This is a genomic window from Citrobacter freundii complex sp. CFNIH9, assembly GCF_002903305.1.
In the GTDB taxonomy this organism is placed as follows: domain Bacteria; phylum Pseudomonadota; class Gammaproteobacteria; order Enterobacterales; family Enterobacteriaceae; genus Citrobacter; species Citrobacter portucalensis.
Genome location: NZ_CP026238.1, coordinates 13,202 through 38,321 on the forward strand (window position 1 = coordinate 13,202; position 25,120 = coordinate 38,321).

At 52.3% G+C, this 25,120-nt stretch carries 21 protein-coding genes and 4 tRNA genes; 4 read left to right on the forward strand and 21 right to left on the reverse strand.

What is annotated here, in order from left to right:
- Positions 1–6 precede the first annotated feature (6 nt).
- Positions 7–1,188 carry a uroporphyrinogen-III C-methyltransferase gene (gene hemX / locus C2U43_RS00065; RefSeq protein WP_103284529.1) on the forward strand — a complete coding sequence of 394 codons (1,182 nt, stop codon included), beginning with the start codon at positions 7–9 and terminating at the stop codon, positions 1,186–1,188.
- 2 nt (positions 1,189–1,190) lie between these two features.
- On the forward strand, positions 1,191–2,390 hold the full coding sequence (hemY, locus tag C2U43_RS00070; RefSeq protein WP_048215221.1) for a protoheme IX biogenesis protein HemY: 1,200 nt from the start codon (positions 1,191–1,193) through the stop codon (positions 2,388–2,390).
- 455 nt (positions 2,391–2,845) lie between these two features.
- Here the strand turns inward: hemY and C2U43_RS00075 are convergent.
- From C2U43_RS00075 to trxA, 20 genes are all read right to left on the reverse strand, one after another.
- Positions 2,846–2,922, reverse strand: a tRNA-Pro gene (locus tag C2U43_RS00075).
- A gap of 41 nt (positions 2,923–2,963) precedes the next feature.
- A tRNA-Leu gene (locus C2U43_RS00080) sits at positions 2,964–3,049 on the reverse strand.
- 20 nt (positions 3,050–3,069) lie between these two features.
- Positions 3,070–3,145 (reverse strand) — tRNA-His (locus tag C2U43_RS00085).
- A 56-nt stretch (positions 3,146–3,201) separates the two neighbouring features.
- Positions 3,202–3,278: transfer RNA gene (locus C2U43_RS00090), tRNA-Arg, on the reverse strand.
- A gap of 102 nt (positions 3,279–3,380) precedes the next feature.
- Complete coding sequence (gene thrP, locus C2U43_RS00095; RefSeq protein WP_003828980.1) at positions 3,381–4,766, reverse strand: bifunctional threonine/serine APC transporter ThrP; 1,386 nt, start codon at positions 4,764–4,766, stop codon at positions 3,381–3,383.
- Between the two features lie 278 nt (positions 4,767–5,044).
- Positions 5,045–5,785 (reverse strand): lipopolysaccharide N-acetylmannosaminouronosyltransferase, encoded by a 741-nt coding sequence (wecG, locus tag C2U43_RS00100; RefSeq protein ID WP_003017964.1) that lies wholly within the window; start codon positions 5,783–5,785, stop codon positions 5,045–5,047.
- Positions 5,785–7,140 carry an ECA oligosaccharide polymerase gene (gene wzyE / locus C2U43_RS00105; RefSeq protein WP_020996101.1) on the reverse strand — a complete coding sequence of 452 codons (1,356 nt, stop codon included), beginning with the start codon at positions 7,138–7,140 and terminating at the stop codon, positions 5,785–5,787. The genes wecG and wzyE overlap by 1 nt, the downstream gene beginning before the upstream one ends.
- Positions 7,137–8,216: a TDP-N-acetylfucosamine:lipid II N-acetylfucosaminyltransferase gene (locus C2U43_RS00110; protein WP_103284530.1), complete on the reverse strand. Its 1,080-nt coding sequence runs from the start codon at positions 8,214–8,216 to the stop codon at positions 7,137–7,139. Before C2U43_RS00110 ends, wzyE begins: the two co-directional genes overlap by 4 nt.
- A complete protein-coding gene (gene wzxE, locus C2U43_RS00115) occupies positions 8,213–9,463 on the reverse strand; it encodes a lipid III flippase WzxE (RefSeq protein WP_100271711.1) in 1,251 nt (416 codons plus the stop codon). The genes C2U43_RS00110 and wzxE overlap by 4 nt, the downstream gene beginning before the upstream one ends.
- A gap of 1 nt (position 9,464) precedes the next feature.
- The gene (gene rffA, locus C2U43_RS00120; protein ID WP_032945690.1) at positions 9,465–10,595 is read right to left on the reverse strand and encodes a dTDP-4-amino-4,6-dideoxygalactose transaminase; all 1,131 of its coding nucleotides are present in this window, start codon (positions 10,593–10,595) and stop codon (positions 9,465–9,467) included.
- 4 nt (positions 10,596–10,599) lie between these two features.
- On the reverse strand, positions 10,600–11,277 hold the full coding sequence (gene rffC / locus C2U43_RS00125) for a dTDP-4-amino-4,6-dideoxy-D-galactose acyltransferase (RefSeq protein WP_103284531.1): 678 nt from the start codon (positions 11,275–11,277) through the stop codon (positions 10,600–10,602).
- The gene (gene rfbA, locus C2U43_RS00130; protein ID WP_032945685.1) at positions 11,255–12,136 is read right to left on the reverse strand and encodes a glucose-1-phosphate thymidylyltransferase RfbA; all 882 of its coding nucleotides are present in this window, start codon (positions 12,134–12,136) and stop codon (positions 11,255–11,257) included. The genes rffC and rfbA overlap by 23 nt, the downstream gene beginning before the upstream one ends.
- A gap of 33 nt (positions 12,137–12,169) precedes the next feature.
- Entirely contained in the window at positions 12,170–13,237 is a 1,068-nt protein-coding gene (gene rffG, locus C2U43_RS00135; protein ID WP_103284532.1) for a dTDP-glucose 4,6-dehydratase, read from the reverse strand.
- Positions 13,237–14,499, reverse strand: coding sequence for a UDP-N-acetyl-D-mannosamine dehydrogenase (wecC, locus tag C2U43_RS00140; RefSeq protein WP_103284533.1), 1,263 nt, complete (start codon positions 14,497–14,499; stop codon positions 13,237–13,239). Before wecC ends, rffG begins: the two co-directional genes overlap by 1 nt.
- Positions 14,496–15,626, reverse strand: coding sequence for a non-hydrolyzing UDP-N-acetylglucosamine 2-epimerase (gene wecB, locus C2U43_RS00145; RefSeq protein ID WP_071446066.1), 1,131 nt, complete (start codon positions 15,624–15,626; stop codon positions 14,496–14,498). The genes wecC and wecB overlap by 4 nt, the downstream gene beginning before the upstream one ends.
- Positions 15,627–15,681: 55 nt before the next feature.
- Positions 15,682–16,728, reverse strand: a complete 1,047-nt coding sequence (gene wzzE, locus C2U43_RS00150) for an ECA polysaccharide chain length modulation protein (protein WP_071446068.1) — start codon at positions 16,726–16,728, stop codon at positions 15,682–15,684.
- A gap of 12 nt (positions 16,729–16,740) precedes the next feature.
- Complete coding sequence (gene wecA, locus C2U43_RS00155; RefSeq protein ID WP_267966254.1) at positions 16,741–17,871, reverse strand: UDP-N-acetylglucosamine--undecaprenyl-phosphate N-acetylglucosaminephosphotransferase; 1,131 nt, start codon at positions 17,869–17,871, stop codon at positions 16,741–16,743.
- Between the two features lie 202 nt (positions 17,872–18,073).
- Complete coding sequence (rho, locus tag C2U43_RS00160; RefSeq protein ID WP_002437993.1) at positions 18,074–19,333, reverse strand: transcription termination factor Rho; 1,260 nt, start codon at positions 19,331–19,333, stop codon at positions 18,074–18,076.
- 87 nt (positions 19,334–19,420) lie between these two features.
- The gene (locus tag C2U43_RS00165; RefSeq protein WP_049259789.1) at positions 19,421–19,540 is read right to left on the reverse strand and encodes a rho operon leader peptide; all 120 of its coding nucleotides are present in this window, start codon (positions 19,538–19,540) and stop codon (positions 19,421–19,423) included.
- Positions 19,541–19,670: 130 nt separating this feature from the next.
- The gene (gene trxA / locus C2U43_RS00170; protein ID WP_001280776.1) at positions 19,671–20,000 is read right to left on the reverse strand and encodes a thioredoxin TrxA; all 330 of its coding nucleotides are present in this window, start codon (positions 19,998–20,000) and stop codon (positions 19,671–19,673) included.
- Between the two features lie 143 nt (positions 20,001–20,143).
- Between trxA and rhlB the strand changes: the two genes are divergently transcribed.
- Together rhlB and gppA are read left to right on the forward strand one after the other, a co-directional pair.
- A complete protein-coding gene (gene rhlB, locus C2U43_RS00175) occupies positions 20,144–21,412 on the forward strand; it encodes an ATP-dependent RNA helicase RhlB (protein ID WP_003829013.1) in 1,269 nt (422 codons plus the stop codon).
- 136 nt (positions 21,413–21,548) lie between these two features.
- Positions 21,549–23,030: a guanosine-5'-triphosphate,3'-diphosphate diphosphatase gene (gene gppA, locus C2U43_RS00185; RefSeq protein WP_003829016.1), complete on the forward strand. Its 1,482-nt coding sequence runs from the start codon at positions 21,549–21,551 to the stop codon at positions 23,028–23,030.
- A gap of 51 nt (positions 23,031–23,081) precedes the next feature.
- Here the strand turns inward: gppA and rep are convergent, their stop codons facing one another.
- Entirely contained in the window at positions 23,082–25,103 is a 2,022-nt protein-coding gene (gene rep / locus C2U43_RS00190) for a DNA helicase Rep (RefSeq protein ID WP_057067462.1), read from the reverse strand.
- Positions 25,104–25,120: the final 17 nt, after the last annotated feature.

Sequence of the window (25,120 nt, forward strand, 5' to 3'; positions counted from 1 at the left end):
GCCATAATGACGGAACAAGAAAAATCCTCCGCCGTGGTTGAAGAGACCAGGGAGGCCGTGGAAACCACGTCACAGCCAGTCAATACTGAAAAAAAGAGTAAGAACAGCACGGCGCTGATTCTGAGCGCTGTGGCGATTGCTATTGCGCTGGCTGCAGGCGTTGGGCTGTACGGCTGGGGGAAACAACAGGCAACAACACAAACGGCAACCAGCGATGCGCTGGCGAACCAGCTGATGGCGCTGCAAAAAGCGCAGGAAAGCCAAAAAGCTGAGCTGGAAGGCATTATTAAACAGCAGGCAACACAGCTGGATGAAGCCACTCGCCAGCAGGCCGCGCTGGTCAAACAGCTTGATGAGGTCCAGCAAAAAGTCGCCACCATCTCCGGCAGCGATGCTGGCACATGGCTGCTGGCGCAGGCTGATTTTCTGGTGAAACTGGCCGGTCGTAAATTATGGAGCGATCAGGACGTCACCACCGCCGCGGCGCTGTTGAAAAGCGCCGACGCCAGTCTGGCAGATATGAACGACCCGAGCTTAATTACCGCGCGACGTGCGATTACTGACGACATCGCGAGCCTCTCCGCGGTGACTCAGGTCGACTATGACGGCATTATCCTGAAAGTGAATCAGCTCTCTAATCAGATTGATAACCTGCGTCTGGCCGACAACGACACCGACGATTCACCAATGGACTCCGACAGCAGCGAGCTTTCCAGCTCGATTAGCGAATGGCGCGTCAATCTGCAAAAAAGCTGGCAGAACTTTATGGACAGCTTCATCACTATTCGTCGTCGTGATGAAACCGCCGTCCCGCTGCTGGCACCGAACCAGGACGTTTACTTACGAGAGAACATCCGTTCTCGTCTGTTAGTGGCCGCACAGGCCGTGCCGCGTCATCAGGAAGAAACATACCGCCAGGCGCTGGAAAATGTCTCCACATGGGTGCGTGCTTACTACGACACCGACGATGCAGCGACCAAAGCGTTCCTTGAAGAAGTAGACCAGCTGAGCCAGCAAAGCATCAGTATGGATGTTCCGGAAACGCTGCAGAGCCAGGCTATTCTCGACAAGTTAATGCAGACCCGCGTACGTAATTTACTGGCGCAGCCTGCCACAGCACCGGTAGCAGTAGCACCTGCGCCAGCGCCTTCGACAGATGCTCCGGCAACCGCGCCGCAAGGAGAATAATGATGCTAAAAGTATTGTTGCTCTTTGTGCTGTTGATCGCCGGGATCGTCGTCGGTCCGATGATAGCCGGTCATCAGGGTTACGTGCTGATCCAGACGGATAACTACAATATAGAAACCAGCGTGACGGGCCTGGTGATCATCCTGATCGTCGCCATGGTCGTCCTGTTTGCGATTGAATGGCTGTTGCGCCGAATTTTCCGCACCGGCGCACATACCCGTGGGTGGTTTGTGGGTCGTAAGCGACGTCGCGCCCGTAAGCAGACCGAACAGGCGCTGCTCAAACTGGCAGAAGGTGACTATCAGCAGGTTGAGAAGCTGATGTCGAAAAATGCCGATCATGCAGAACAGCCGGTAGTGAATTACCTGCTGGCGGCAGAAGCGGCTCAGCAGCGCGGTGACGAAGCGCGCGCCAACCAACACCTTGAGCGAGCTGCCGAACTGGCCGGAAATGATACGATCCCGGTAGAAATCGCTCGCGTTCGCCTGCAACTGGCGCGTAATGAAAATCACGCCGCACGCCACAGCGTAGACAAACTGCTGGAAGTGACGCCACGTCATCCGGAAGTGCTGCGTCTGGCTGAGCAGGCCTACATTCGCACCGGCGCATGGAGTTCCTTGCTGGATATCATCCCATCCATGGCAAAAGCGCATGTGGGTGATGATGAGCACCGCGCCATGCTGGAACAACAGGCATGGGTTGGCTTGATGGATCAAGTCCGCGCCGATCAGGGCAGCGAGGGGCTGCGTGCATGGTGGAAAAACCAGAGCCGTAAAACCCGTCATCAGGTTGCTTTGCAGGTAGCGATGGCTGAACATCTGATTGAGTGTGACGATCACGATACGGCGCAGCAGGTCATCATTGATGGTTTGAAACGTCAGTACGATGACCGCCTGGTGCTGCCGATCCCGCGTCTGAAAACCAATAATCCGGAACAGATAGAAAAAGTGCTGCGCCAGCAGATTAAAGCCGTGGGCGATCGCCCGTTGCTGTGGAGTACGCTGGGTCAGTCGTTAATGAAGCATGGGGAATGGCAGGAAGCTACTCTCGCCTTCCGTGCCGCTCTCAAACAGCGCCCGGATGCCTATGACTACGCCTGGCTTGCTGACGCGCTGGACAGACTGCACCAGCCGGAAGAAGCTGCCACCATGCGCCGTGATGGCCTGATGTTGACGCTGCAGAACAACAATCCCCCGCAGTAACTCCTGAATGCCCGGTGGCGTTTTCGCTTACCGGGCCTACATATTTTTCAATCGCATAAACAAAATCCTTCGAGAAGTCACTTGAAGGATTTTGTTTATGCATAAAAAAACGCCCGCTCGGTAAGGAGCAGGCGTTAAACAGGTCTGTATGACAACATAAATGGGTGCTTCACTCAACGTTATGTCCATGGTGTTTGATGAGGCCTGAGCGACATCTGTCTGTGGACGATAAGCACCGTAAACGGCTCTGCATCATTCCTGAGTTTATGAGGCCAGATGGCGAACATAAGAGATGGAATGAGCATCTACCCGCATATTATTGCACAACGCATGCCACGATTGCACTGCAAAAACCAGGTATTCGGACTTTTTAAGACTTCAGGAAATTCGCAGATGCGCAGGCTAAGAAGGGAAAATCTGAAAACAAAAAACCCCGCCGAAGCGGGGTTCAAAATTGGTCGGCGAGAGAGGATTCGAACCTCCGACCCACTGGTCCCAAACCAGTTGCGCTACCAAGCTGCGCTACTCGCCGTTTTACTGCTTTTTGAATTTTTAGTTCAATTCTTTAAGTCGTGGTGCGAGGGGGGGGACTCGAACCCCCACATCCTAAGGACACTAACACCTGAAGCTAGCGCGTCTACCAATTCCGCCACCTTCGCATTTCACAACTTTAAATTAATGGGGTGGCTAATGGGATTCGAACCCACGACAACTGGAATCACAATCCAGGGCTCTACCAACTGAGCTATAGCCACCACTGCAAATCTTTTACGCGGTATTAAAACCACCGCAGCTCTGGCACCCTACTAAATGGTGCGCCCGACAGGATTCGAACCTGAGACCTCTGCCTCCGGAGGGCAGCGCTCTATCCAGCTGAGCTACGGGCGCTTAGCGCCGTTGCGGGGCTGGATATTACGGAGGTCTCGGTCTTCTGTCTAGTGCTTTTTTAAAATAAATTATCGTTTGGTCATGGTTTGTGCGTTTTGTCGCTTATTCCCGCAATTTATGGGCTGTGCCATGACGATTCAGACCAAAAACCTTATAAATGAGCGTCACGGCCAGTAAGAAACCCATGCCAACAAAAAGCGACATTCGGGTATCTTCATTAAAGTACATGCCAATTAATACGCAAATCAGGAACGCCATCGTCAAATAATTCGCCCACGGGAACAGAATGGAGCGGAATGGATGACTGGCAATCGCCGCTTTATGCGCCTGACGGAAACGCAACTGGCTTATCAGGATCACAAACCACGGCACCATCCCCGGCAACACGCTGGCACTATAGACATAAACAAACACGCGCTGCGGGTTAGGAATGATGTAGTTCAGGCATGAGCCAATCAGCAGGATCGCGATAGAAATAGCCACTCCGGCAACCGGCACGCCATGGCGTGATACTTTTCCAACAACGGCAGGAAGCTGGCGATTCTTTGCCAGCGCGTAGAGCATACGCCCACAGCTGTACATGCCGCTGTTACAGCCAGACAGCGCCGCCGTCAGCACCACAAAGTTAATAATCCCTGCCGCAGCAGTAATACCAATCTTGGCAAAGGTGAGAACAAACGGGCTGCCGTTGCTGCCAATCTCATTCCACGGGAAAATAGTGACGATGACAAAAATCGCACCAACGTAGAAAATCAGAATGCGCCACAGCACCTTACCCACCGCGCTACGCAGCGTGACCTGTGGATTCTTCGCTTCCCCTGCAGTGATGCCGATCAGCTCCACGCCCTGGTAAGACGCCACAACAATACACAATGCCGTCAGGAAGCCCTTCCAGCCCCCAGCAAAGAAGCCACCGTGCTCGGTCAGGTTGCCAAAACCAATCGCCTGGCCGCCATTGCCGAAGCCGAAGAAAATCACCCCAACCCCAATGACAATCATCACAATGATGGTGGTCACTTTGATCATGGCAAACCAGAACTCAATTTCACCATACAGGCGAACCGCAGCGAGGTTTGCCAACGCAACCAGTCCGACCGCGATCAGTGCGGGTATCCATTGCGCCATTTCCGGAAACCAGAACTGCACATACACCCCGATGGCGGTAATCTCTGAGATCCCCACAGCCATCCACATAAACCAGTATGACCAGGCGGTGAGATAGCCAAAGAAGGGGCTCATATAACGGTGAGCGTAAACAGCGAATGAACCTGCAACCGGCTCGAGGAATAACATCTCCCCCATAGAACGCATAATGAAAAACACGAACAGCCCGGCGACGATATACGCCAGCAGAACCGAAGGTCCCGCCCATTTCAGGGTACTGGCGGCCCCCATAAATAGCCCAACGCCAATAGTGCCCCCAAGGGCAATTAATTCGATGTGACGAGCCTCCAGCCCACGCTGTAGCTCAGGTTTGTTCTCAGCCATAAATCCTCTTGATGTGTTTGCATGCTGTCCGGTATTACCGGTTCTCGTTATGGGTACATCTTGTTATGCCATAACAGGCCATGCGGCACCGACCGCTTTACGGTTGGCGCCAAAAACACCACGGCACTGCAATGATTGTTGCGAATGGTTTCCTAAAATCGCTTAAATGGCAATTAAAGCATTCAAAAAATGAATAGATTGTGCGAGAAAGCAGCGATTATGTTGTGAATAAGTAGCGTAATTAGCAGATCACGCTACTTATCAGAGGAGAGAGAGCGTCAGAGGTTGCCGGTATAGTGCCAGCGGAGATAGCGTAATAAGCGAAGTTGCCGAGTAATACGGCTCGGCTGCGACAATAAGCGATACAGCCACTCCAGCCCCAGATTTTGCCAGATTTTAGGCGCACGCTTAACGTGACCGGTAAAGACGTCGTAGGTGCCCCCGACGCCCATATACAGCGCGTCGGGGTGAGTCTTGCGGCAATCACGCATAAAGATCTCTTGTTTTGGCGAGCCCATCGCCACCGTCACAATTTGCGCACCGCTGGCGTGAATACGCTCAAACAACGCCTGACGCTGCTCTGGGGTAAAATAACCGTCCTGACTACCCACAATGTTCACGCGCCACTGTGCACGTAGTTTTGCTTCTGTTTGTGCCAGAACTTCAGGCTTGCCGCCAACCAGGAAAACTGGCGTTCCGTTTTGCCCAGCTCGCGCCATCAGCGCTTCCCAAAGGTCAGCTCCGGCCACGCGTGAAACCTGCGCCTGTGGGAATTTTTTGCGCACCGAACGCACCACGCTAATCCCATCCGCATACTTGAACTCCGCGGCGTTGATCAGCTCCCTCACTTCAGGGTTATCTTCTGCTGTCAGCATCTTCTCAGCGTTAATAGCCACCAGCGTTCCTGACCTGAGGTGTCCTTCGGCAAACAGGTAATTCAGCGCATGTTGCATATCGCGCCAGCCAATCAATTGTAATCCGCGCAGCGAATACAGCGGCGCAGTTGTGTTATCTGTCATTACGATCCTTCAATCTGTGTCCGGGGCAGCGATTTGATTCGTTTATGAATGAGTCCCGCGCTATCAAACAGCCAGAACAGCAGTTTTGCCACCAGTAGGCAAACGCCGAAAATCACGAGGAAAAAGACCACTCGTGAGACAAACGAATCCAGCCCTTCACGTGCCAAAACGATCATATTGAAAATGGCGCCAAAACAGAAACTGTGCAAAATCGCCGCCTTATAGCGATTGGTTTCGCGATTGCCAAGCTCATACAGCCAGTCGAACCACTTGATAATGAGCCCAACAACAATCGCGCCTAATGGTATAAACAGCGCCCCGCCCATCACCACCAGTGAACCAATTAACGTCGGCGAAATCGCCAGTCCTGAGTGGTTGTTCAACACTTCCCAGGTAAAGTAGTTCGCTGAATTGAGTACAATACTCGGCCGCCCAGGCCACAGCCAGGAGGGAATAAAGACGTAGAAGTCACGGACGATCGGCGCCAGCCCCTGGAACTCAATATTGTGGTAATTCTGCAGCAATAGCGCCAGGTTCTCCCACGGTGAGAAGGTGTCGCGCGTAAGGTACAGGAACGTATAGAACGCCTCATCGCCGCTAACGCTCATTCCGTAGCGCTTCAACGCCAGCCAGAACATCCCGACAATGCCCAACACGCCTGCAGCGGCCAACATCCACAGCGAAATCCAGCCGCGAATAATGCCGATAAACAAGAAGATGGCAAACGCGATAATGATATTGGCACGCGTCCCACCCACAATCATATAGGTCAGCAAACCAAACGCGACGGTACTCACGAGGAAGAACACCCACGCTTTGCTGTCCTGACGCAAGAAATAAACCACCAGCATTGCCGGAATGAAGAAGTAGAAGAAACGCTTCAGAGCGACGCCAGAGACTTCACTGGAAAAAATTTGGCTATAGGATTGCAGTCTGAACAGCAGGAATCCGTTGTGCATAAAGAAGATGCCCACACTCACCAGCGCAATCGCCATCAGGATAACCCAGGTCAAATGGGCTTCAACGCGATTGATGGTAAACAGCGGCCTGCGCGGCTTATCATCTACTCGTTTGCGCAAGCGCGTTTTATACGTCACGTAGTAGACGGCATAGAAACAGGCGGCTGACAGCAAGGCCTGTAGAAGGATCTCCGGCGGAGCCACTGCCACATCAAAGCGGAACACCAGGATGCTGGTTAACGGGAATCCGAAGAAGAACGTCAGCAAGAACAACAATGAGAAGAAAACATTGAAGTTAAAACGCACGCGGCGGAACTCAAACCAGGTCAGCGTGGCGATAAACAAGGTGGAGAGCAGCCAGACCACCAGAAGACCGCTGAATTGCATCAGGCTCATACGGTTTCTCCTGAAGCAATGCGCAGCGCGTTGTGCCACGGCTGCAGATAATTCGGGCTAAAGAAGGTAATAGTATTTTTATCTACCGATGCCAACTGGCGCTGCGCTTCACGTACGACGCCTTCATTGAGATCATCAGTGGTGAATAACACCGGAAGATTTTGTTCCACCATATCCTGCCAGAAGGGATTTTCACGGTTGAGCACGCATGGGATACCCGCCTGGATCAGCAAACACAGGGTACCGATTCCCTGTTGACGGGCAAAAATAAAGTAACCCAAATCGCATTGACGCAATAACGCGAGATAAGCGTCAAATTCCAGCTTTTCACTCAAAATTTGCAGATTATCAGCGCTAAATAACGCCAGGCCGGCCTGGCGAACCTCGTCGATATAGGCCGCATTATTGGCGGGATAACCCATCGGCACAATCACATTCACCGTGTCGCCAAACTGCTGATGGACGGCGCGAAGCGCGGCAACATGCTCATTGCTGCGATCGCCAGAGTTGCCAACCAGCACCGTCATCTTGCCGCTGCGCTGGCAATCATTGTTCATGTTATTGAGTGAAGGATCCATTCGCGTTGGGAAATAGAGCAACTCACCCCGCACACGGGGATGTTGCTCGGCGAAATAACGTAAATCGCCCCGTGTGGCAAACACGCAGCCCACACGATTCTGCGCCATGCGGCGAATCGGGTAAAACAGGCGGAATTTCAGTCCACTGGAGACTTCGTATAAATCAGCGCCCCAGATATGCCAGTAAAACTGCGCCGGTTTAATCCCGCCACTCAGCAGCGCCAGCCACAGGCTGGTGTTGAACTGACCGTGGAAGAAGAAACGCTGTTGGCGATCCGCTTTCGCTTTCGCGATCACAGCGTCAGCAAGCGCCTTTTTCCCGCTGTAGAAGCTTAGCGATAACGCCGGGCAGCTCTCACTGAGTCCCGCATCCTGACCGGCAACCATAAACGTGCGCGCATGCTCGCTCGTCGCGGCCAGCGAGTCGTTGAAAAACCGCAACACGGTTTGGTTATGGTGAGGGATATCCGATCCCAGAACGTGAATCAGTACAGTCATGCCCGCCTACGCCAGAGTAAAAACACGCCACAACAAAGAGAAAAATAGACGATGTACGTTGCCATATAAGCCTGTGCCGCTCCCAGCGCACCGTGTGCAGGGATCAGCCAGTGAGCAAACACCGTCAATAACATGAACTGGCTAATTTCAGCCAAAATATAAAACCGCAGCGATGCTTTCGCGATCACCAGATACCCAAAGACATACGCCCCAACTTTCAGTACATCGCCGACCAGTTGCCAGGCAAACAGATCGCGCATGGCGGTGAATTTTGCGGAGAAAAGCAGCCAGATCGCAAAATCACGCAGCAACCAAACAGTAAAGCTCGCAGCGGCAACCGCCGGTAACACGAACTTCAGCGACTTAATCACCTCGCGCGTAATGTCGCGCTTTTCGGTCAGTCGCGACAACGTCGGAAGCAAGTAAACGCTGAATGAGGCGGTAATGAATTGCAGATAAGCATCAGAGATACTGCTTACTCCCTGCCAAATCCCTACATCATCCCAACTGTACTGCGCCGCCAGCAGGTTTCGCATCATCACGTATGCCACAGGCAGCGTTACGGAGGTAATCAGCGCCATCAGGGTAAACTTGCTTAGCTGTCCAGCCAGACCGTTATCCCACGAGGGTTTCAGGTAATGCAGGGGAATCGCCCCACGCTTAATCAGCATAATAGCGGCGGGGATAACGACCAACGCGGGCACTAACGCCAGACCCAGCAAAGCGCCTTCATACCCTCCCAGGCGATAACAGCCATAATAAGCCACTACGCCCACCAGGCTACCCACAATCAGCGACAGCGCGTTACCCGCCGCATCGCGAAAGCCCTTCATCAACGCCAGCAGCAGGTTCGCCCAGGCAATACCCATCTGCACCAGCGCAACCAGTCTAACCAGCCCCTGATAATGTGTATGACCAAATAATCCCTGACTAATAGGCGCGGCCGCCAGCAGGAAAATCACCGCCATCAGCGTAGAGAATCCCAGCACCATCGCGGAAGATGTACCGACCACCTTACGGAGCCGGGTCGGATCGTCATGATGCTGCGCAACGTATTTCGTGACGCCATTGAAAATGCCGGCCCCCGCCAGGACACCAAGCACGGTGACCATCTGGCGGAAGTTACCCGCCTGCCCCACGCCTGCCGGGCCAAACGACACCGCCAGCAGCTTCACGACCAGCAAACCTGCACCAATTTTTACCAGCGTACTGGCTGCCGTCCATAAGGACGCTTTAGCAAGCGACATATCAGGCGAAGTAGTTGAGTAAGGTCGAAATGACCGTTCGCTGGTTTACTGGCGACAGGTTGTAAAACAGCGGCAAGCGCAGCAGACGCTCGCTCTCTTTAGTGGTGAAACGATCAACACCGGCAAATACGCCGAATTTATCGCCAGCCGGACAATCATGTAGCGGGATATAGTGGAACACCGCCATAATTTCAGCTTCTTTCAAGAAGTTAATCAACGCCGTGCGATCGTCGATATCGCGCAGCTTGATATAAAACATATGGGCATTCTGCACGCAGTTTTCCGGGACAGAAGGCAGATCAATGCGTCCGGCACGCGCCAGCGGTTCGAGAGCATCATAGTAGTTCTGCCACAGCGCCAGACGCTGCTGGTTAATACGGTCAGCCGCTTCCAGTTGTGCCCACAGATAGGCAGCCTGCAGATCGGACATCAGATAGCTGGAGCCAATATCACGCCAGGTATACTTATCCACCTGACCGCGGAAAAACTGGCTGCGGTTAGTTCCTTTTTCACGGATGATCTCTGCACGTTCGACTAATTTTTTATCATTAATCAGCGTCGCACCACCTTCACCGCCTGCGGTATAGTTTTTGGTCTCATGGAAGCTAAAGCAACCGATGTGACCAATCGTCCCCAGCGCCCGACCTTTGTAAGTCGACATGACGCCCTGGGCCGCATCTTCCACGACAAACAGGTTATGTTTGGTCGCCAGCGCCATGATGGTATCCATTTCACAGGCTACGCCCGCGTAATGCACCGGCACGATAGCGCGGGTCTTGTCGGTGATCGCCGCTTCAATCAGCGTTTCGTCAATGTTCATGGTATCCGGGCGGATATCAACAAAGACAATTTTCGCACCGCGCAGCACGAAAGCATTGGCCGTGGAGACAAACGTATAGCTCGGCATAATGACTTCATCGCCAGGCTGGATATCCAGCAGCAATGCCGCCATCTCAAGCGATGCGGTGCAGGAAGGCGTCAGCAATACTTTCTCGCTGCCAAAATGCTGTTCCAGCCATTGTTGGCAGCGACGGGTAAAACCACCGTCGCCACACAGTTTGCCGCTGTTCATCGCAGACTGCATGTAATCGAGTTCAGTGCCCACCACCGGCGGTGCGTTAAATGGAATCATCGTGTCACCTGTATAACCAATACGCGGTGCTTTCCACATTCGCACCACTGTGTATATAACGTTTAAGCGCGGCGGTATTGCCCATTTGGGTCGCCACGCGCAATGTTGTTTTACCGCGAGCCTGCGCCCAGCAAAGGGCAACCTGCATCAGTTCTGCTCCCACCCCACGCCCGGCCAGCAGGCCAATTCGCGCATCGGTCGCATTCAGTTCACGCAGCGAGACATAGCCACGAATATCACCTGCCGGTGTACGAAAAACGAGGCATTGATGATCGAACGTCCCCAGCACCGCGTTTTCAATCCACTGCGCATAAAAACGCGTGCTGGCATCTGCTGCATACCATGGGGCGCGAAAACGACTTTGCGCGAACGCCTGTCCTGCCAGTTGGCGTAATGCAGGGATATCCGTAGTTTGTGCGACCTGCGCACCGTGGTCGCCATGCGCACACATCACCGGCAGCACAAAATCCACTTCACCTTCAACCAGTGAGAAGCCCAACTGTTGCAAGGCATCTAATTCATGGGTATTGGCCGCAGGAATTTTTGCCTGTACCCGCGACCAGGGCTGCAACACATCCGCAGTCAGAACCGGCGCGTGTTGGTCAAAACGCACAATGGCGCTATTCACGCCAAAGAACGTATTTTCCCAGCTAAGCGGCTCAATACTGGCGCGGACGAGCACGGAGCAGCTCCAGCAGGTATTGACCATAACCCGTTTTGGCCAGTGAACTGGCAGCACGCTTCACGCCTTCGTCATCCAGCCAACCGTTACGCCAGGCGATTTCTTCCAGACAGGCTATTTTGAAGCCCTGGCGTTTTTCCACCGTCTGCACAAAAGTACTCGCTTCGATAAGACTGTCGTGCGTACCGGTATCCAGCCAGGCAAAGCCACGCCCGAGCAATTCTACCGTCAGATGTCCGTCATCAAGATACATCTGGTTGATAGACGTAATCTCCAGCTCCCCACGCTCAGAAGGTTTTACGCGTTTTGCGTATTCCACCACCTTGCTGTCATAGAAATAGAGACCGGTCACCGCCCAGTTTGATTTTGGTGCTTTCGGCTTCTCTTCCAGCGAGATAGCTCGAAAATTGTCGTCAAACTCCACGACACCAAAACGTTCAGGATCCATCACCTGGTAACCAAACACCGTCGCGCCTTGCGTTCTGGCGGCTACGTGACGCAGTTTTGGACTGAATCCCTGACCAAAGAAGATATTGTCGCCTAACACCAGACATGATGGTTCACCGTTAAGGAACGTTTCACCAATGATAAACGCCTGTGCTAATCCATCCGGACTGGGTTGCTCAGCATAGTGCAATTCAATGCCGAACTCAGATCCATCGCCCAGTAAGCGCTGGAAATAGCCTTTATCTTCCGGTGTAGTGATAATCAGGATTTCGCGAATTCCCGCCAGCATCAATACTGATAACGGGTAGTAAATCATCGGCTTATCGTAAATAGGCAATAGCTGCTTCGATACGCCACGCGTAATGGGATACAGGCGAGTACCTGAGCCACCCGCCAGAATGATACCTTTCATGCGTTGTCTCCTCCGGGAGCCAAAACCAGGCTGTTAGCCCTTCAGACCTAAACGTTCGCCCTGGTAACTGCCGTCCTGCACGGGTTTCCACCATGCCTGATTAGCCAGATACCACTGCACGGTTTTGCGCATTCCGCTTTCAAACGTTTCTTGCGGCATCCAGCCTAGTTCACGCGCAATTTTCGACGCGTCAATGGCGTAACGCAAATCATGACCCGGGCGATCGTCCACAAAAGCGATCAAGTCGCGGTACTGCGCGATACCCTGAGGCTTTTGCGGTGCCAACTCTTCCAACAGGCTGCAAACCGTTTCGACAACTTCCAGGTTTTTACGCTCGTTATGACCACCGATATTATAGTTTTCTCCCACCGCGCCCGTTGTCGCCACACAATAGAGCGCCCTGGCGTGATCTTCTACATACAACCAGTCACGGATCTGTTGCCCATTGCCGTAAACCGGCAACGGCTTCCCCGCCAATGCGTTGAGGATCATCAGCGGAATCAGTTTTTCCGGAAAATGGTACGGACCATAGTTGTTAGAACAGTTGGTTATCAGCGTTGGCAGACCGTAGGTACGCAGCCAGGCGCGAACCAGATGATCGCTGCTGGCTTTCGACGCGGAATAAGGGCTGCTCGGTGCATACGGTGTGGTTTCAGTGAAGAAATCATCCGTAGAATGCAGGTCGCCATACACCTCGTCAGTCGAGATATGGTGGAAACGAAACGCTGATTTTTTCTCGCTGGTTAAATCACCCCAGTAAGCGCGCGCCGCTTCCAACAGCGTGTAGGTTCCCACGATGTTAGTTTCGATGAAGGCGGCCGGACCATCAATTGAGCGATCGACGTGGCTTTCTGCCGCCAGATGCATCACGCAGTCCGGCTGATAGTGTTGAAACACCCTGTCGAGCGAAGCTCGATCGCAGATATCGACTTTCTCAAAGGTAAAACGAGGATTCTGTGCAACCGGCTCCAGCGACATCAGATTTCCGGCATAGGTCAGTTTATCGACCACAACTACCGCATCCTGAGTCTCATGAATGATATGCCGAACAACCGCAGAGCCGATGAATCCCGCTCCACCGGTAACCAGAATTCGTTTCATTAGCGCCAAACCCCTTTGGTATCAACGACATATTGCTGATGAACCGCATCGCCTTTAATGGCTTTAAATTCATTATGGTCGACCAGCAAGACCAGCACATCGGCGCTTGCCAGGGCATCGTCCAGCGTTGCCAGTTGGCACAGACCGTCCAGTTTTTTCGGCAGTTGATGGATGTTCGGTTCCACCACCAATGTTTCGCCTTTGTGCCAATGCGCGATGCTTTGCGCAATCCCCATCGCCGGGCTTTCACGTAAATCATCAATATTCGGTTTAAATGCCAGACCAAAGCAGGCAATTTTCACTTCGCTGGCCCGTTTATTGGTATCCGCCAGACAGTCGGCCACGGCAGCTTTTACCCGCTCGACCACCCAATGAGGCTTACCGTCGTTTACCTCACGCGCGGTGCGAATCAATTTCGCCTGCTGCGGGTTCTGCGCCACGATAAACCACGGATCAACTGCGATACAGTGCCCGCCAACACCCGGACCCGGTTGCAAAATATTCACGCGCGGATGGCGATTTGCCAGGCGAATCAGTTCCCAGACGTTGATCCCCTGATCGGCGCAAATCAGCGACAGCTCATTGGCAAAGGCGATATTGACGTCGCGGAAGCTATTTTCAGTCAGCTTGCACATTTCCGCAGTGCGGGCGTTAGTCACGACACATTCACCCTCAAGGAAGATGTTGTACAGTTCGCTAGCACGCGCGGAACAGACAGAGGTCATTCCCCCAATCACGCGGTCGTTTTTAATCAGTTCAACCATCACCTGGCCCGGCAGCACTCGCTCTGGGCAATAAGCAATGTTAACGTCAGCCTGTTCACCGACCTGTTGCGGGAAAGTCAGATCAGGACGCATTTCAGCCAGCCATGTGGCCATCTGTTCGGTAGCCCCGACAGGCGACGTCGATTCAAGGATCACCAACGCGCCTTTTTTCAGCACCGGCGCAAGAGACTTCGCCGCAGCTTCCACATAAACCATATCGGGTTCGTGCTCCCCCTTAAACGGAGTAGGCACAGCAATCAGATAGGCATCCGCATCTACAGGGGTTGTGGTCGCACACAGAAATCCATTTGCGACCGCCGTTTTCACCACGGCGCCCAAATCTGGCTCAACGATATGAATTTCACCGCGATTAATGGTATCCACCGCGTGTTGATTTACATCTACGCCAATCACATGCTTTTGACGGGAAGCAAAGGCAGCCGCCGTCGGCAGTCCGATATAACCCAGCCCAATGACAGAAATGGTCGTAAAACTCATAGCGATATCCGATTATTTTTTAACGCGTGTAAAATGCGGCCACATGCCTGCCCGTCACCATACGGATTATGGGCGCGGCTCATGGTCTGATATTCATTGTCGTCATGCAGCAAACGCGTGACTTCTTCGACAATACGCTGCGGGTCTGTCCCTACCAGACGTACTGTGCCCGCAGTAATCGCTTCCGGACGTTCCGTCGTTTCGCGCATCACCAGTACCGGTTTCCCCAGAGATGGGGCTTCTTCCTGAATCCCACCAGAGTCGGTAAGGATCAGCCAGGCGTGATTCATCAGCCAGACAAACGGCATGTAATCCTGCGGTTCAATCAGGATGACGTTTTCAACGTGACCCAGAATACGATTAACCGGTTCGCTGACGTTAGGATTCAGGTGCACTGGATAGACAATCTGTACGTTCTGATTGGCCGCGGCAATTTCCGCCAGCGCGTGGCAAATGCGTTCAAAACCGCGACCAAAGCTTTCCCGACGATGACCGGTCACCAGAATCATTTTTTTATCAGCGGCCAGGAAAGGATAACGTTCTGCCAGATCGGTACGCAGCACCTCGTTTCCCAGTACACGGTCACGAACCCAGATCAACGCATCAATAACCGTATTACCTGTTACGAAGATACGGCTATCAGAAATGTTTTCCCGTAGCAGGTTTTGGCGCGAGTTTTCTGTTGGCGCAAAATGATACATCGCCAGATGCCCGGTCAGCGTACGGTTCGCCTCTTCCGGCCAGGGAGAGTAGAGATCGCCTGTACGTAAACCCGCCTCCACATGCCCTACCGGAATGCGTTGATAGAACGCGGCCAGGCTAGTGGCAATGGTGGTCGTGGTATCGCCGTGAACCAACACAACGTCGGGTTTAAAATCAGCCAGAATAGGCTTTAATCCTTCAAGGATTCGGCAGGTAATTTCTGTTAGTCCCTGACCTGGCTGCATAATATTGAGATCGTAGTCAGGTACAATGGAAAAAAGGTTCAACACCTGATCGAGCATCTCCCGATGCTGTGCCGTGACGCAAACTTTTGCCTCAAAATCAGGATCTTTTGCCAGCGCATGAACCAGAGGTGCCATTTTTATGGCCTCTGGTCGCGTGCCAAATACAGTCAGTACTTTCACATCGATTCTCTTCGGATTGGCAGTGAGAGCCCAGCCCCTCACTGCAACGATATTGCTAAATCGTGCGGCGACGGGTTAACGCGACACCAGCACCGATCAGAGCCCCAACGATGCCCCACATAATCATCAGGAAGGCACGACGAGGGCTGTCACGTTTTACCGGTTCCTCCGGTGTACGCAAATAACGATAGGTCTGAAAACGCGGATCCAGAGTTGGCCCAACGTTCAGTGTGTTAAGCATGGCTCGGTTTTGGAAGTAGTCCAGATCGAAATCGGGACCAACAGATTGCAGGTTTTCGAGTCGCGCCTGCAGCATAGGACGTCCGAGCAAAAACAGTTCTGAATCGGGCAACTCTTCAGCCGGAACGTCAGTGGAAGTACGCGAAATATTATGCTGTTCAGCAATTTTGAGTGCCTGCTCAATATTATGAACACGGCGAGAGAAAATCGATTTCGCCACTTCTTCCTGGCGTTTAACCTGTGCTTTCATCTGCACGGTGCGCGCAGCCCAGGCTCCCTTTAACTCGTCGTTCAGATGACGCGCTGCACGCTGACTGGCAAACGCGACGTACTGTCGCAGCAGATTGTTGGCATCAGGTGCCGTCTCGGCAATCAGTTTCACGCTGTCATTGGTATTACGAACCGCATCGCCGGGCATAAACTGAATGTTATTGATCAGTTCATCCAGCATCGCCGCATCGGCTTTACTGTTACCCACCATACGTTGCTTGTAGTAATCAGTCTGCAGCCAGAATTCACGGCGCGTATCCCATGAGGCAAGCTGCATAATAAATTCTTTATAGGCTTCATCCATCACTGACGGTTGATCCGCAGATGCAAGACTGGCCTTGATGTCCAGGTTACGCAAGAACTGCTGCTGAGAATAATAGCCGCCCAACATATTGACCGTTGGCCTGTCTGAAATCGCCGTTGCACTCCACTCCTGACGAGCAAAAAACGTATACGCGAGAGCGACTATCGCGAAGGCGAGAGCCATGCCGACAATCCACACTTTCCCTGCCCATAAGGCACGAAACAACCCACGGATATCCAGTTCATTTTCTGCGCTCACGGCGTGTTCCCCCGGTAATGGTTGTGTCATCGCATCCTCAATTCACTTGGTTAAGTTTGGTTTGCCTTCGCGGTGCCTTCGTAGCCTGCGCTTAACACGCTTAATAAATCTCGCGACCTTCCATGCCCGCTTAATACAGTAACCGTAAAGACCGAATGCCAGTAAAAAGAGCACCAACATGGCCCATTCAGGAACTAAACGAAAATATTCAGCCAGTGCACCGATAGAGGCCAGAATCGCTGCAGCCAACGTGATCAGAACAAATGCCTGTCGGGAAGTAAACCCGGCGCGCATCACTAAATGATGAATATGCTGGCGATCGGCAGAGAAAGGACTCATGCCTTTACGTAAACGACGATACATGATCGCCACCATATCCATTAACGGAATGGCGATAATCCACAGTGCAGTGACCGGGCTAATAGGATGCGTTTTACCTTGAGTGGTCTCCAGCAGGATCCAGATTACCGTAAAGCCAATCAGCGTACTCCCCGCATCGCCCATAAAGACCTTATAGCGGCGTCCAAGAATACCCAGGTTCAGCATGATGTAAGGCAGGATGGCGGCAATCATGGCAAAACACCAGATAGCCAGGCTTGTCTGACCATCGAACCACAGGATAAACCCCATCGCTGCGAATGAGACGCTGGATAGCCCGCCTAACAAGCCATCAATGCCATCAACCATATTAAAGGCGTTAATCGCCGCCCAGACGGCAAAAAGGGTGAGAAAATAACCAAAGGGACCCAACAACAACTCCCACGGGCCAAAAATATATCCCAGGCTACTTAGATAAAGCTCACCTTTTACCATCATCAAAATAGCAATCACCGCCTGAACAACTGCTCGTACTTTTACGCTGATGTCAAAACGATCGTCAAGCGCACCAACAAACACCAGCACACCTGCACAGAAGAGGTATAACGAGGCATGGGGAATGTAATAATCCGAAAGGCCAAACATGAAATTGATTCCTGCAAACACAGAAATCCCGCCCACTAACGGAATAATCCCTTGGTGACGTTTGCGGAAGTTTGGCTTATCCACTAAACCTATTTTTATGGCTACTTTTCGTGCCAAAAAAATAAAAATGGTTGTGAATAAAAAAATACTAACTAGCTCAGAGAAAGCAGCGAGTAGATTCACAGTGTATGTGTTCTCAGCATATATCATTTCCTTAAAGTATAATGCGTTAAGACGCCCCCTTGAAGAGAGCAGCTAAAACATTACACTTCCTACCTCTTGTCGGTCATGCCACTCATTGTGACAATCCATGACGCCGATAATAATGACAATTTTATCTGACCAAACATTAGGATGAATCGTAAAAGCAAAACGCCACGTAAAAACGTGGCGTTTTCAGATGATGCCCGAATCAGGAACGCTTCATCATATCGAAGAAGTCGTCGTTGGTCTTGGTCATCGCCAGTTTGTTAATGAGGAATTCCATTGCATCGATTTCACCCATCGGATGGATGATTTTGCGCAGGATCCACATTTTCTGCAGCTCTTCCTGGGTGGTGAGCAGCTCTTCTTTACGGGTACCGGAACGGTTGTAGTCGATAGCCGGGAAGACGCGTTTTTCAGCAATCTTACGAGAGAGATGCAGTTCCATGTTGCCGGTACCTTTAAACTCTTCGTAGATAACTTCATCCATTTTAGAGCCGGTATCAATCAGCGCAGTCGCGATGATGGTCAGGCTACCGCCCTCTTCCACGTTACGTGCAGCACCAAAGAAACGCTTCGGACGATGCAGGGCGTTGGCGTCCACACCACCGGTCAGTACTTTACCGGAAGCCGGAACCACGGTGTTATATGCACGCGCCAGACGGGTGATGGAGTCAAGCAGAATGATAACGTCTTTCTTGTGTTCAACCAGACGTTTCGCCTTCTCGATAACCATTTCCGCAACCTGAACGTGGCGGGAGGCAGGTTCGTCAAAGGTAGAGGCAACCACTTCACCTTTCACCAGACGCTGCATCTCGGTAACTTCTTCCGGACGTTCGTCAATCAGCAGCACCATCAGCACGCAGTCAGGATGATTGTATGCAATGCTCTGCGCGATATTCTGCAGCAGCATGGTTTTACCCGCTTTCGGCGGAGCAACAATCAGACCACGTTGGCCACGACCGATCGGCGATGCCAGATCCAGTACACGCGCCGTTAAGTCTTCAGTAGAACCGTTACCACGTTCCATACGCAGACGAGAGTTTGCGTGCAGCGGCGTTAAGTTCTCAAAGAGGATTTTGTTACGGGCGTTTTCTGGTTTGTCGTAGTTAACTTCGTTAACTTTCAACAGCGCAAAGTAGCGTTCACCTTCTTTCGGCGGGCGAATCTTACCAGAAATGGTATCACCAGTGCGGAGGTTGAAACGGCGGATTTGGCTGGGAGAAACGTAGATGTCATCAGGACCGGCGAGGTAGGAGCTGTCTGCAGAGCGGAGGAAACCAAATCCATCCTGCAATATCTCCAGCACACCGTCACCAAAGATATCTTCGCCACTCTTTGCGTGCTGCTTCAGGATGGCAAAAATAATGTCCTGCTTGCGCATACGAGCCAGGTTTTCCAGGCCCATATTTTCGCCGAGAGTGATCAGCTCAGAAACCGGCGTATTCTTTAATTCGGTAAGATTCATAATGGTGTGAGTTCTTAAACTTGGGGTAAATCTCGAACTTAATGTTGTGAATGGTATGGCAGGGTCATCCATGCCTGTTTACGGCCATCAACTCATGTCTGTTCGCTGTCTGGTCACAGGAAAGTACGCAGAACTGAAACGACAAGACGGATTGAGTGACAAGCCAGGAATCTGTCCACTTCTCGCGCGAGAAACAACGGGAAGTATTGGATATAACTAGATTCAAACTTAATAAGGTATGTTTAATACGAAGTCAACACTAACTTAGCACGACTCAAGTCGGGCGTCCAGTCATCCGAATCATTTCGAAGTAGGGTCGCCCGATCATGAGACTTCCTTACGCTAAATTAGCGTCGAGGAATTCTTTCAACTGACCTTTGGACAGCGCGCCGACTTTCGTCGCCGCAACTTCGCCGTTTTTAAACAGCAGCAGGGTCGGGATGCCACGGATACCATACTTCGGCGCGGTGCCTGGGTTTTGGTCAATGTTCAGTTTAGCAACCGTCAGTTTGCCCTGATATTCGTCAGCGATTTCATCCAGAATCGGAGCGATCATTTTGCACGGACCGCACCACTCTGCCCAGAAATCAACGAGGATTGCTCCGTCCGCTTTGAGTACATCCGTGTCAAAACTGTCGTCAGTCAGGTGAATAATTTTATCGCTCATAATAACTCCACAGGAATAAGCCTGGTGCATTGGTGTAGCATTAATCAACGACGTGTTGATGTAGCATTAACCAACTAAAGGTTGACTTTATTTCACCGGATACGCTTTCGTAAAGCAATAGTAAGCTGATATTCTACCACACTATGAGCAAAACACATTTAACAGAACAGAAGTTTTCCGACTTCGCCCTGCACCCAAAGGTGATAGAAGCCCTTGAAAATAAAGGCTTTCATAACTGTACGCCCATTCAGGCCCTCGCGCTGCCGCTAACGCTGGCTGGTCGTGATGTTGCCGGGCAGGCGCAAACCGGTACCGGAAAAACGATGGCGTTCCTGACGTCAACGTTTCATTATCTTCTCTCTCATCCCGCGATTGCCGATCGCAAGGTGAACCAACCGCGTGCGTTAATTATGGCGCCAACGCGTGAGTTAGCCGTGCAGATCCACGCCGATGCCGAGCCGCTGGCACAGACCACTGGTCTGAAATTAGGCCTGGCGTATGGCGGCGACGGTTACGATAAACAGCTGAAAGTGCTGGAAAGCGGCGTCGATATTCTTATCGGCACGACCGGTCGTCTTATCGACTATGCAAAACAGAACCACATTAATCTGGGCGCGATTCAGGTCGTGGTGCTGGATGAAGCCGATCGTATGTACGATCTGGGCTTTATTAAAGATATCCGTTGGCTGTTCCGTCGTATGCCGCCAACCACCCAACGTCTGAACATGCTGTTTTCTGCAACCCTCTCTTACCGCGTTCGCGAACTGGCGTTCGAACAGATGAATAACGCTGAGTACGTTGAAGTCGAACCGGAACAGAAAACTGGCCACCGCATTAAAGAAGAGCTCTTCTACCCTTCCAACGAAGAGAAAATGCGTTTGCTGCAAACGCTGATTGAAGAAGAGTGGCCAGATCGCGCCATTGTTTTTGCTAACACCAAGCATCGTTGTGAAGATATCTGGGGCAGCCTTGCTGCGGACGGTCATCGCGTCGGTCTGCTGACCGGTGACGTAGCACAGAAAAAACGTCTGCGTATTCTTGATGAGTTCACCCGTGGCGATCTCGACATTCTCGTTGCGACGGATGTCGCTGCGCGTGGCCTGCATATTCCAGCCGTAACGCACGTATTTAACTATGACCTGCCGGATGACTGTGAAGATTACGTTCACCGAATCGGTCGTACCGGACGTGCTGGCGCAAGCGGTCACTCTATCAGCCTGGCCTGTGAAGAGTACGCGCTGAATTTACCTGCAATCGAGACCTATATCGGCCACTCGATTCCGGTCAGCAAATATAACCCGGATGCGCTGATGACCGATCTGCCGAAGCCGTTGCGCTTAACGCGCCCGCGTACAGGCAATGGCCCACGCCGTACCGGTGGTGCTCCGCGTAATCGTCGTCGTTCAGGTTAAGAAAAGTTATGCCATACACAAAATCATTCAGCCTGTATCAAGGCGGCAAGAAAACGAATCCCGATGAGCTTACTTTAGTAAGTGATTCGGGTGAGAGAACGCAGCCAACACAGATACAGGTTGAAGGATGAAGTGTATGAATTCTACTTCGCTGTATGCAGCAATCGATCTCGGTTCGAATAGTTTTCATATGCTGGTTGTACGCGAGGTGGCAGGAAGCATCCAGACGCTCACGCGTATCAAACGCAAAGTGCGTCTGGCCGCTGGACTCAACGGTGACAACGAGCTCTCTGTTGAAGCGATGGAGCGCGGCTGGCAATGCTTGCGCTTGTTTGCAGAACGTCTGCAGGATATTCCGCATCCTCAAATCCGCGTGGTCGCCACGGCAACATTACGCATCGCCGTAAATGCCGATGTGTTTATTGCTAAAGCGCAAGAGATCCTTGGCTGCCCTGTCCAGGTAATTAGCGGTGAAGAAGAAGCGCGACTGATTTATCAAGGTGTGGCCCACACAACCGGCGGTGCCGATCAGCGTCTGGTTGTGGATATTGGTGGCGCCAGCACTGAATTAGTCACCGGTTCCGGCGCACAAACCACCTCTCTGTTCAGCCTGTCGATGGGCTGCGTCACCTGGCTCGAACGTTATTTTACCGATCGTAATCTGGCACAGGAAAACTTTGACGAGGCAGAGAAGGCCGCACGTGAAGTTCTGCGCCCGGTCGCCGACAAACTGCGTTTTCATGGCTGGAAAGTTTGCGTTGGTGCCTCTGGTACCGTCCAGGCGTTGCAGGAAATCATGATGGCGCAGGGTATGGATGAGCGCATTACGTTGGCCAAACTGCAGCAGCTTAAGCAGCGTGCCATTCACTGCGGTCGTCTGGAAGAGCTGGAAATCGAAGGGTTAACGCTGGAACGTGCGCTGGTTTTCCCCAGCGGGCTGGCCATTCTGATTGCTATTTTCACCGAACTGAACATTCAATGCATGACTCTGGCTGGCGGCGCATTACGTGAAGGTCTGGTCTACGGCATGCTGCATCTGGCGGTGGATCAGGATATTCGTAGCCGCACATTACGCAATATCCAGCGTCGCTTTATGGTCGATACAGAGCAAGCACATCGCGTTGCCAATTTAGCGACTAAATTTCTCGATCAGGTAGAAAAAAAGTGGCATCTCGAACCGATTAGCCGCGAACTACTGATTAGTGCCTGTCAGCTGCATGAAATTGGCCTGAGCGTTGATTTTAAACAGGCACCACAGCATGCCGCTTATCTGGTGCGCAATCTCGATCTCCCGGGTTTTACCCCTGCGCAAAAGAAACTGCTAGCAACGCTGTTACTCAACCAGACCAACCCCGTCGATCTCTCTTCGCTCCACCAGCAAAACGCAGTGCCACCGCGCATCGCGGAGCATCTTTGCCGTTTGCTACGTTTGGCGATCATCTTCGCCAGCCGTCGCCGTGACGATCTTGTGCCGGAAATTCAAATGGATGCAAGAAACGAGCACCTGACGGTCACGCTACCAGAAGGCTGGCTGGAACATCATCCGCTGGGTAAAGAGTTAATCGATCAGGAAAGTCAGTGGCAAAGCTATGTCCACTGGCCGCTGGACGTTCATTAGATGTTGGTTGCCGGATAGCGCGCGTTTACACGTATCCGGCCTACAAAATACCTACTTCGCTTTGGCTTTCGCCATCATTGCCCGAATATTAGCGATGCTGGCCTGCCCTTTTTGCATCCGCTCCTCAGCGCTCACCACTTTACGCTCTTGTTCCCAGATAACGTCATCCTGTGGCAGCTCCAGCAGGAAACGACTCGGTTCCGGACGCACCAGCTCACCATACTGACGACGCTCTTTGCACAGAGTGAAGATGAGTTCTTTCTGTGCACGCGTAATCCCTACGTAAGCCAGACGACGTTCTTCGTCGATATTGTCTTCATCGATACTGCTCTGGTGCGGCAAAAATCCTTCTTCCATTCCCACCATAAACACGTAAGGGAACTCCAGCCCTTTTGAGGCATGCAGCGTCATCAACTGCACCTGATCCAGCTCTTCTTCGCTCTCTCCACGCTCCATCATGTCGCGCAGGGTAAAGCGGGTAACGACCTGGGTCAGGGTCATCGGCTCTTCCAGCTCACTGCCTTCCAGCATCTCCGTCATCCAGCTGAACAGCGTATTGACGTTTTTCATACGCATTTCAGCCGCTTTCGGGCTCGGCGAGGTTTCATACAGCCAGGATTCGTAATCAATACCGTGGATCAGATCGCGCACGGCGGCAACCGGTTCGCGCTCCGCCAGGCGCTGAATTTCACCCAGCCAGTGCGTAAAGCGGGTCAGAGAGTCATACCCCCGCCCGGTCAGTGTCTGGCTAAGCCCCATATCAAAGCTGGCGGTAAACAGGCTTTTATTACGTGTCATCGCCCATTCACCCAACTTTTGCAGCGTGGCCGGACCGATTTCACGCTTTGGCGTGTTTACGATGCGCAAAAATGCGCTGTCGTCATCCGGGTTGCTCAGCACGCGCAGGTAGGCCAGCAAATCTTTAATCTCCGGACGCGAGAAGAACGATGTTCCGCCGGAGATTTTGTACGGGATACGGTTCTGCATCAGAAACTTTTCGAACACGCGCGACTGATGGTTGCCGCGATAAAGGATGGCGTAGTCTTTATATTGCGTCTTGTTCACAAAGTGATGGGCAATTAATTCCCCGGTCACACGTTCGGCTTCATGCTCTTCATTATTTGCGCTCAGTACCTTCAGCTCAGCACCGTAACCCAACTCGGAAAAGAGCCGCTTTTCAAAGACGTGTGGATTGTTCGCAATGAGGATGTTCGCCGCCTTCAGGATGCGACCTGATGAACGGTAGTTTTGCTCCAGCTTCACCACCTGCAAAGCCGGAAAATCTTTGCTCAACAGTACCAGGTTCTGCGGACGGGCGCCGCGCCAGGAGTAGATCGACTGATCGTCATCGCCCACGACGGTAAAGCGCGCACGTTTCCCTACCAGCAACTTCACCAGCTCGTACTGGCTGGTGTTGGTATCCTGATATTCATCCACCAGCAGGTAGCGGATTCTGTTTTGCCAGCGCTCACGTACTTCTTCATTGCGCTGTAGCAGCAGCGTGGGAAGCAGGATCAGATCGTCAAAATCGAGGACGTTACACGCCTTCATATGCGCGTCATACAGACCATAGCAGTGGGCAAAAATACGATCGCGCTCGCCCTTTGCGCTGGCTGCCGCCTGCGCTGGCGTCATCAGATCGTTTTTCCAGTTGGAGATCGTCGAGATCAGCTGCTGGAGAATAAGCTTATCGTCTTCAATTAGCCCTTCGGTCAGTTCCTTAAGCAGGGCCACCTGGTCGGTATCGTCAAACAGCGAGAAGTTCGACTTCATCCCCAGCGCCGCATATTCGCGCTTAATGACATCCAGTCCCAGTGTGTGGAAAGTGGAGATCATCAACCCGCGTGCTTCTTTACGCCCCAGCGTTTGCGCCACGCGCTCTTTCATCTCGCGCGCAGCCTTATTGGTAAAGGTCACTGCCGCAATATGTCGTGCCTGATAGCCACATTCACGGATCAGATGGGCTATTTTGTTGGTGATAACACGCGTCTTGCCGGAACCCGCTCCCGCCAGCACCAGGCAAGGTCCGGTGACGAATTCGACGGCTTGTTGTTGTCCGGGGTTCAAACGCATAAGGGATTGCTCAATCT

Bases quoted from the DNA above. Each gene is read 5' to 3' on its own strand.
- wecG (WP_003017964.1), bottom strand. From the start codon at position 5,785: ATGACAGATAACACAACTGCGCCGCTGTATTCGCTGCGCGGATTACAA.
- gppA (WP_003829016.1), top strand. From the start codon at position 21,549: ATGAATTCTACTTCGCTGTATGCAGCAATCGATCTCGGTTCGAATAGT.
- hemX (WP_103284529.1), top strand. From the start codon at position 7: ATGACGGAACAAGAAAAATCCTCCGCCGTGGTTGAAGAGACCAGGGAG.
- rho (WP_002437993.1), bottom strand. From the start codon at position 19,333: ATGAATCTTACCGAATTAAAGAATACGCCGGTTTCTGAGCTGATCACT.
- hemY (WP_048215221.1), top strand. From the start codon at position 1,191: ATGCTAAAAGTATTGTTGCTCTTTGTGCTGTTGATCGCCGGGATCGTC.
- wecA (WP_267966254.1), bottom strand. From the start codon at position 17,871: ATGATATATGCTGAGAACACATACACTGTGAATCTACTCGCTGCTTTC.
- thrP (WP_003828980.1), bottom strand. From the start codon at position 4,766: ATGGCTGAGAACAAACCTGAGCTACAGCGTGGGCTGGAGGCTCGTCAC.
- wzzE (WP_071446068.1), bottom strand. From the start codon at position 16,728: ATGACACAACCATTACCGGGGGAACACGCCGTGAGCGCAGAAAATGAA.
- rffG (WP_103284532.1), bottom strand. From the start codon at position 13,237: ATGAAACGAATTCTGGTTACCGGTGGAGCGGGATTCATCGGCTCTGCG.
- wzyE (WP_020996101.1), bottom strand. From the start codon at position 7,140: ATGAGCCTGATGCAATTCAGCGGTCTTCTGGTGGTCTGGCTGCTCTCC.
- trxA (WP_001280776.1), bottom strand. From the start codon at position 20,000: ATGAGCGATAAAATTATTCACCTGACTGACGACAGTTTTGACACGGAT.
- wecC (WP_103284533.1), bottom strand. From the start codon at position 14,499: ATGAGTTTTACGACCATTTCTGTCATTGGGCTGGGTTATATCGGACTG.
- rffA (WP_032945690.1), bottom strand. From the start codon at position 10,595: ATGATTCCATTTAACGCACCGCCGGTGGTGGGCACTGAACTCGATTAC.
- rep (WP_057067462.1), bottom strand. From the start codon at position 25,103: ATGCGTTTGAACCCCGGACAACAACAAGCCGTCGAATTCGTCACCGGA.
- rfbA (WP_032945685.1), bottom strand. From the start codon at position 12,136: ATGAAAGGTATCATTCTGGCGGGTGGCTCAGGTACTCGCCTGTATCCC.
- rhlB (WP_003829013.1), top strand. From the start codon at position 20,144: ATGAGCAAAACACATTTAACAGAACAGAAGTTTTCCGACTTCGCCCTG.
- C2U43_RS00110 (WP_103284530.1), bottom strand. From the start codon at position 8,216: ATGACTGTACTGATTCACGTTCTGGGATCGGATATCCCTCACCATAAC.
- wzxE (WP_100271711.1), bottom strand. From the start codon at position 9,463: ATGTCGCTTGCTAAAGCGTCCTTATGGACGGCAGCCAGTACGCTGGTA.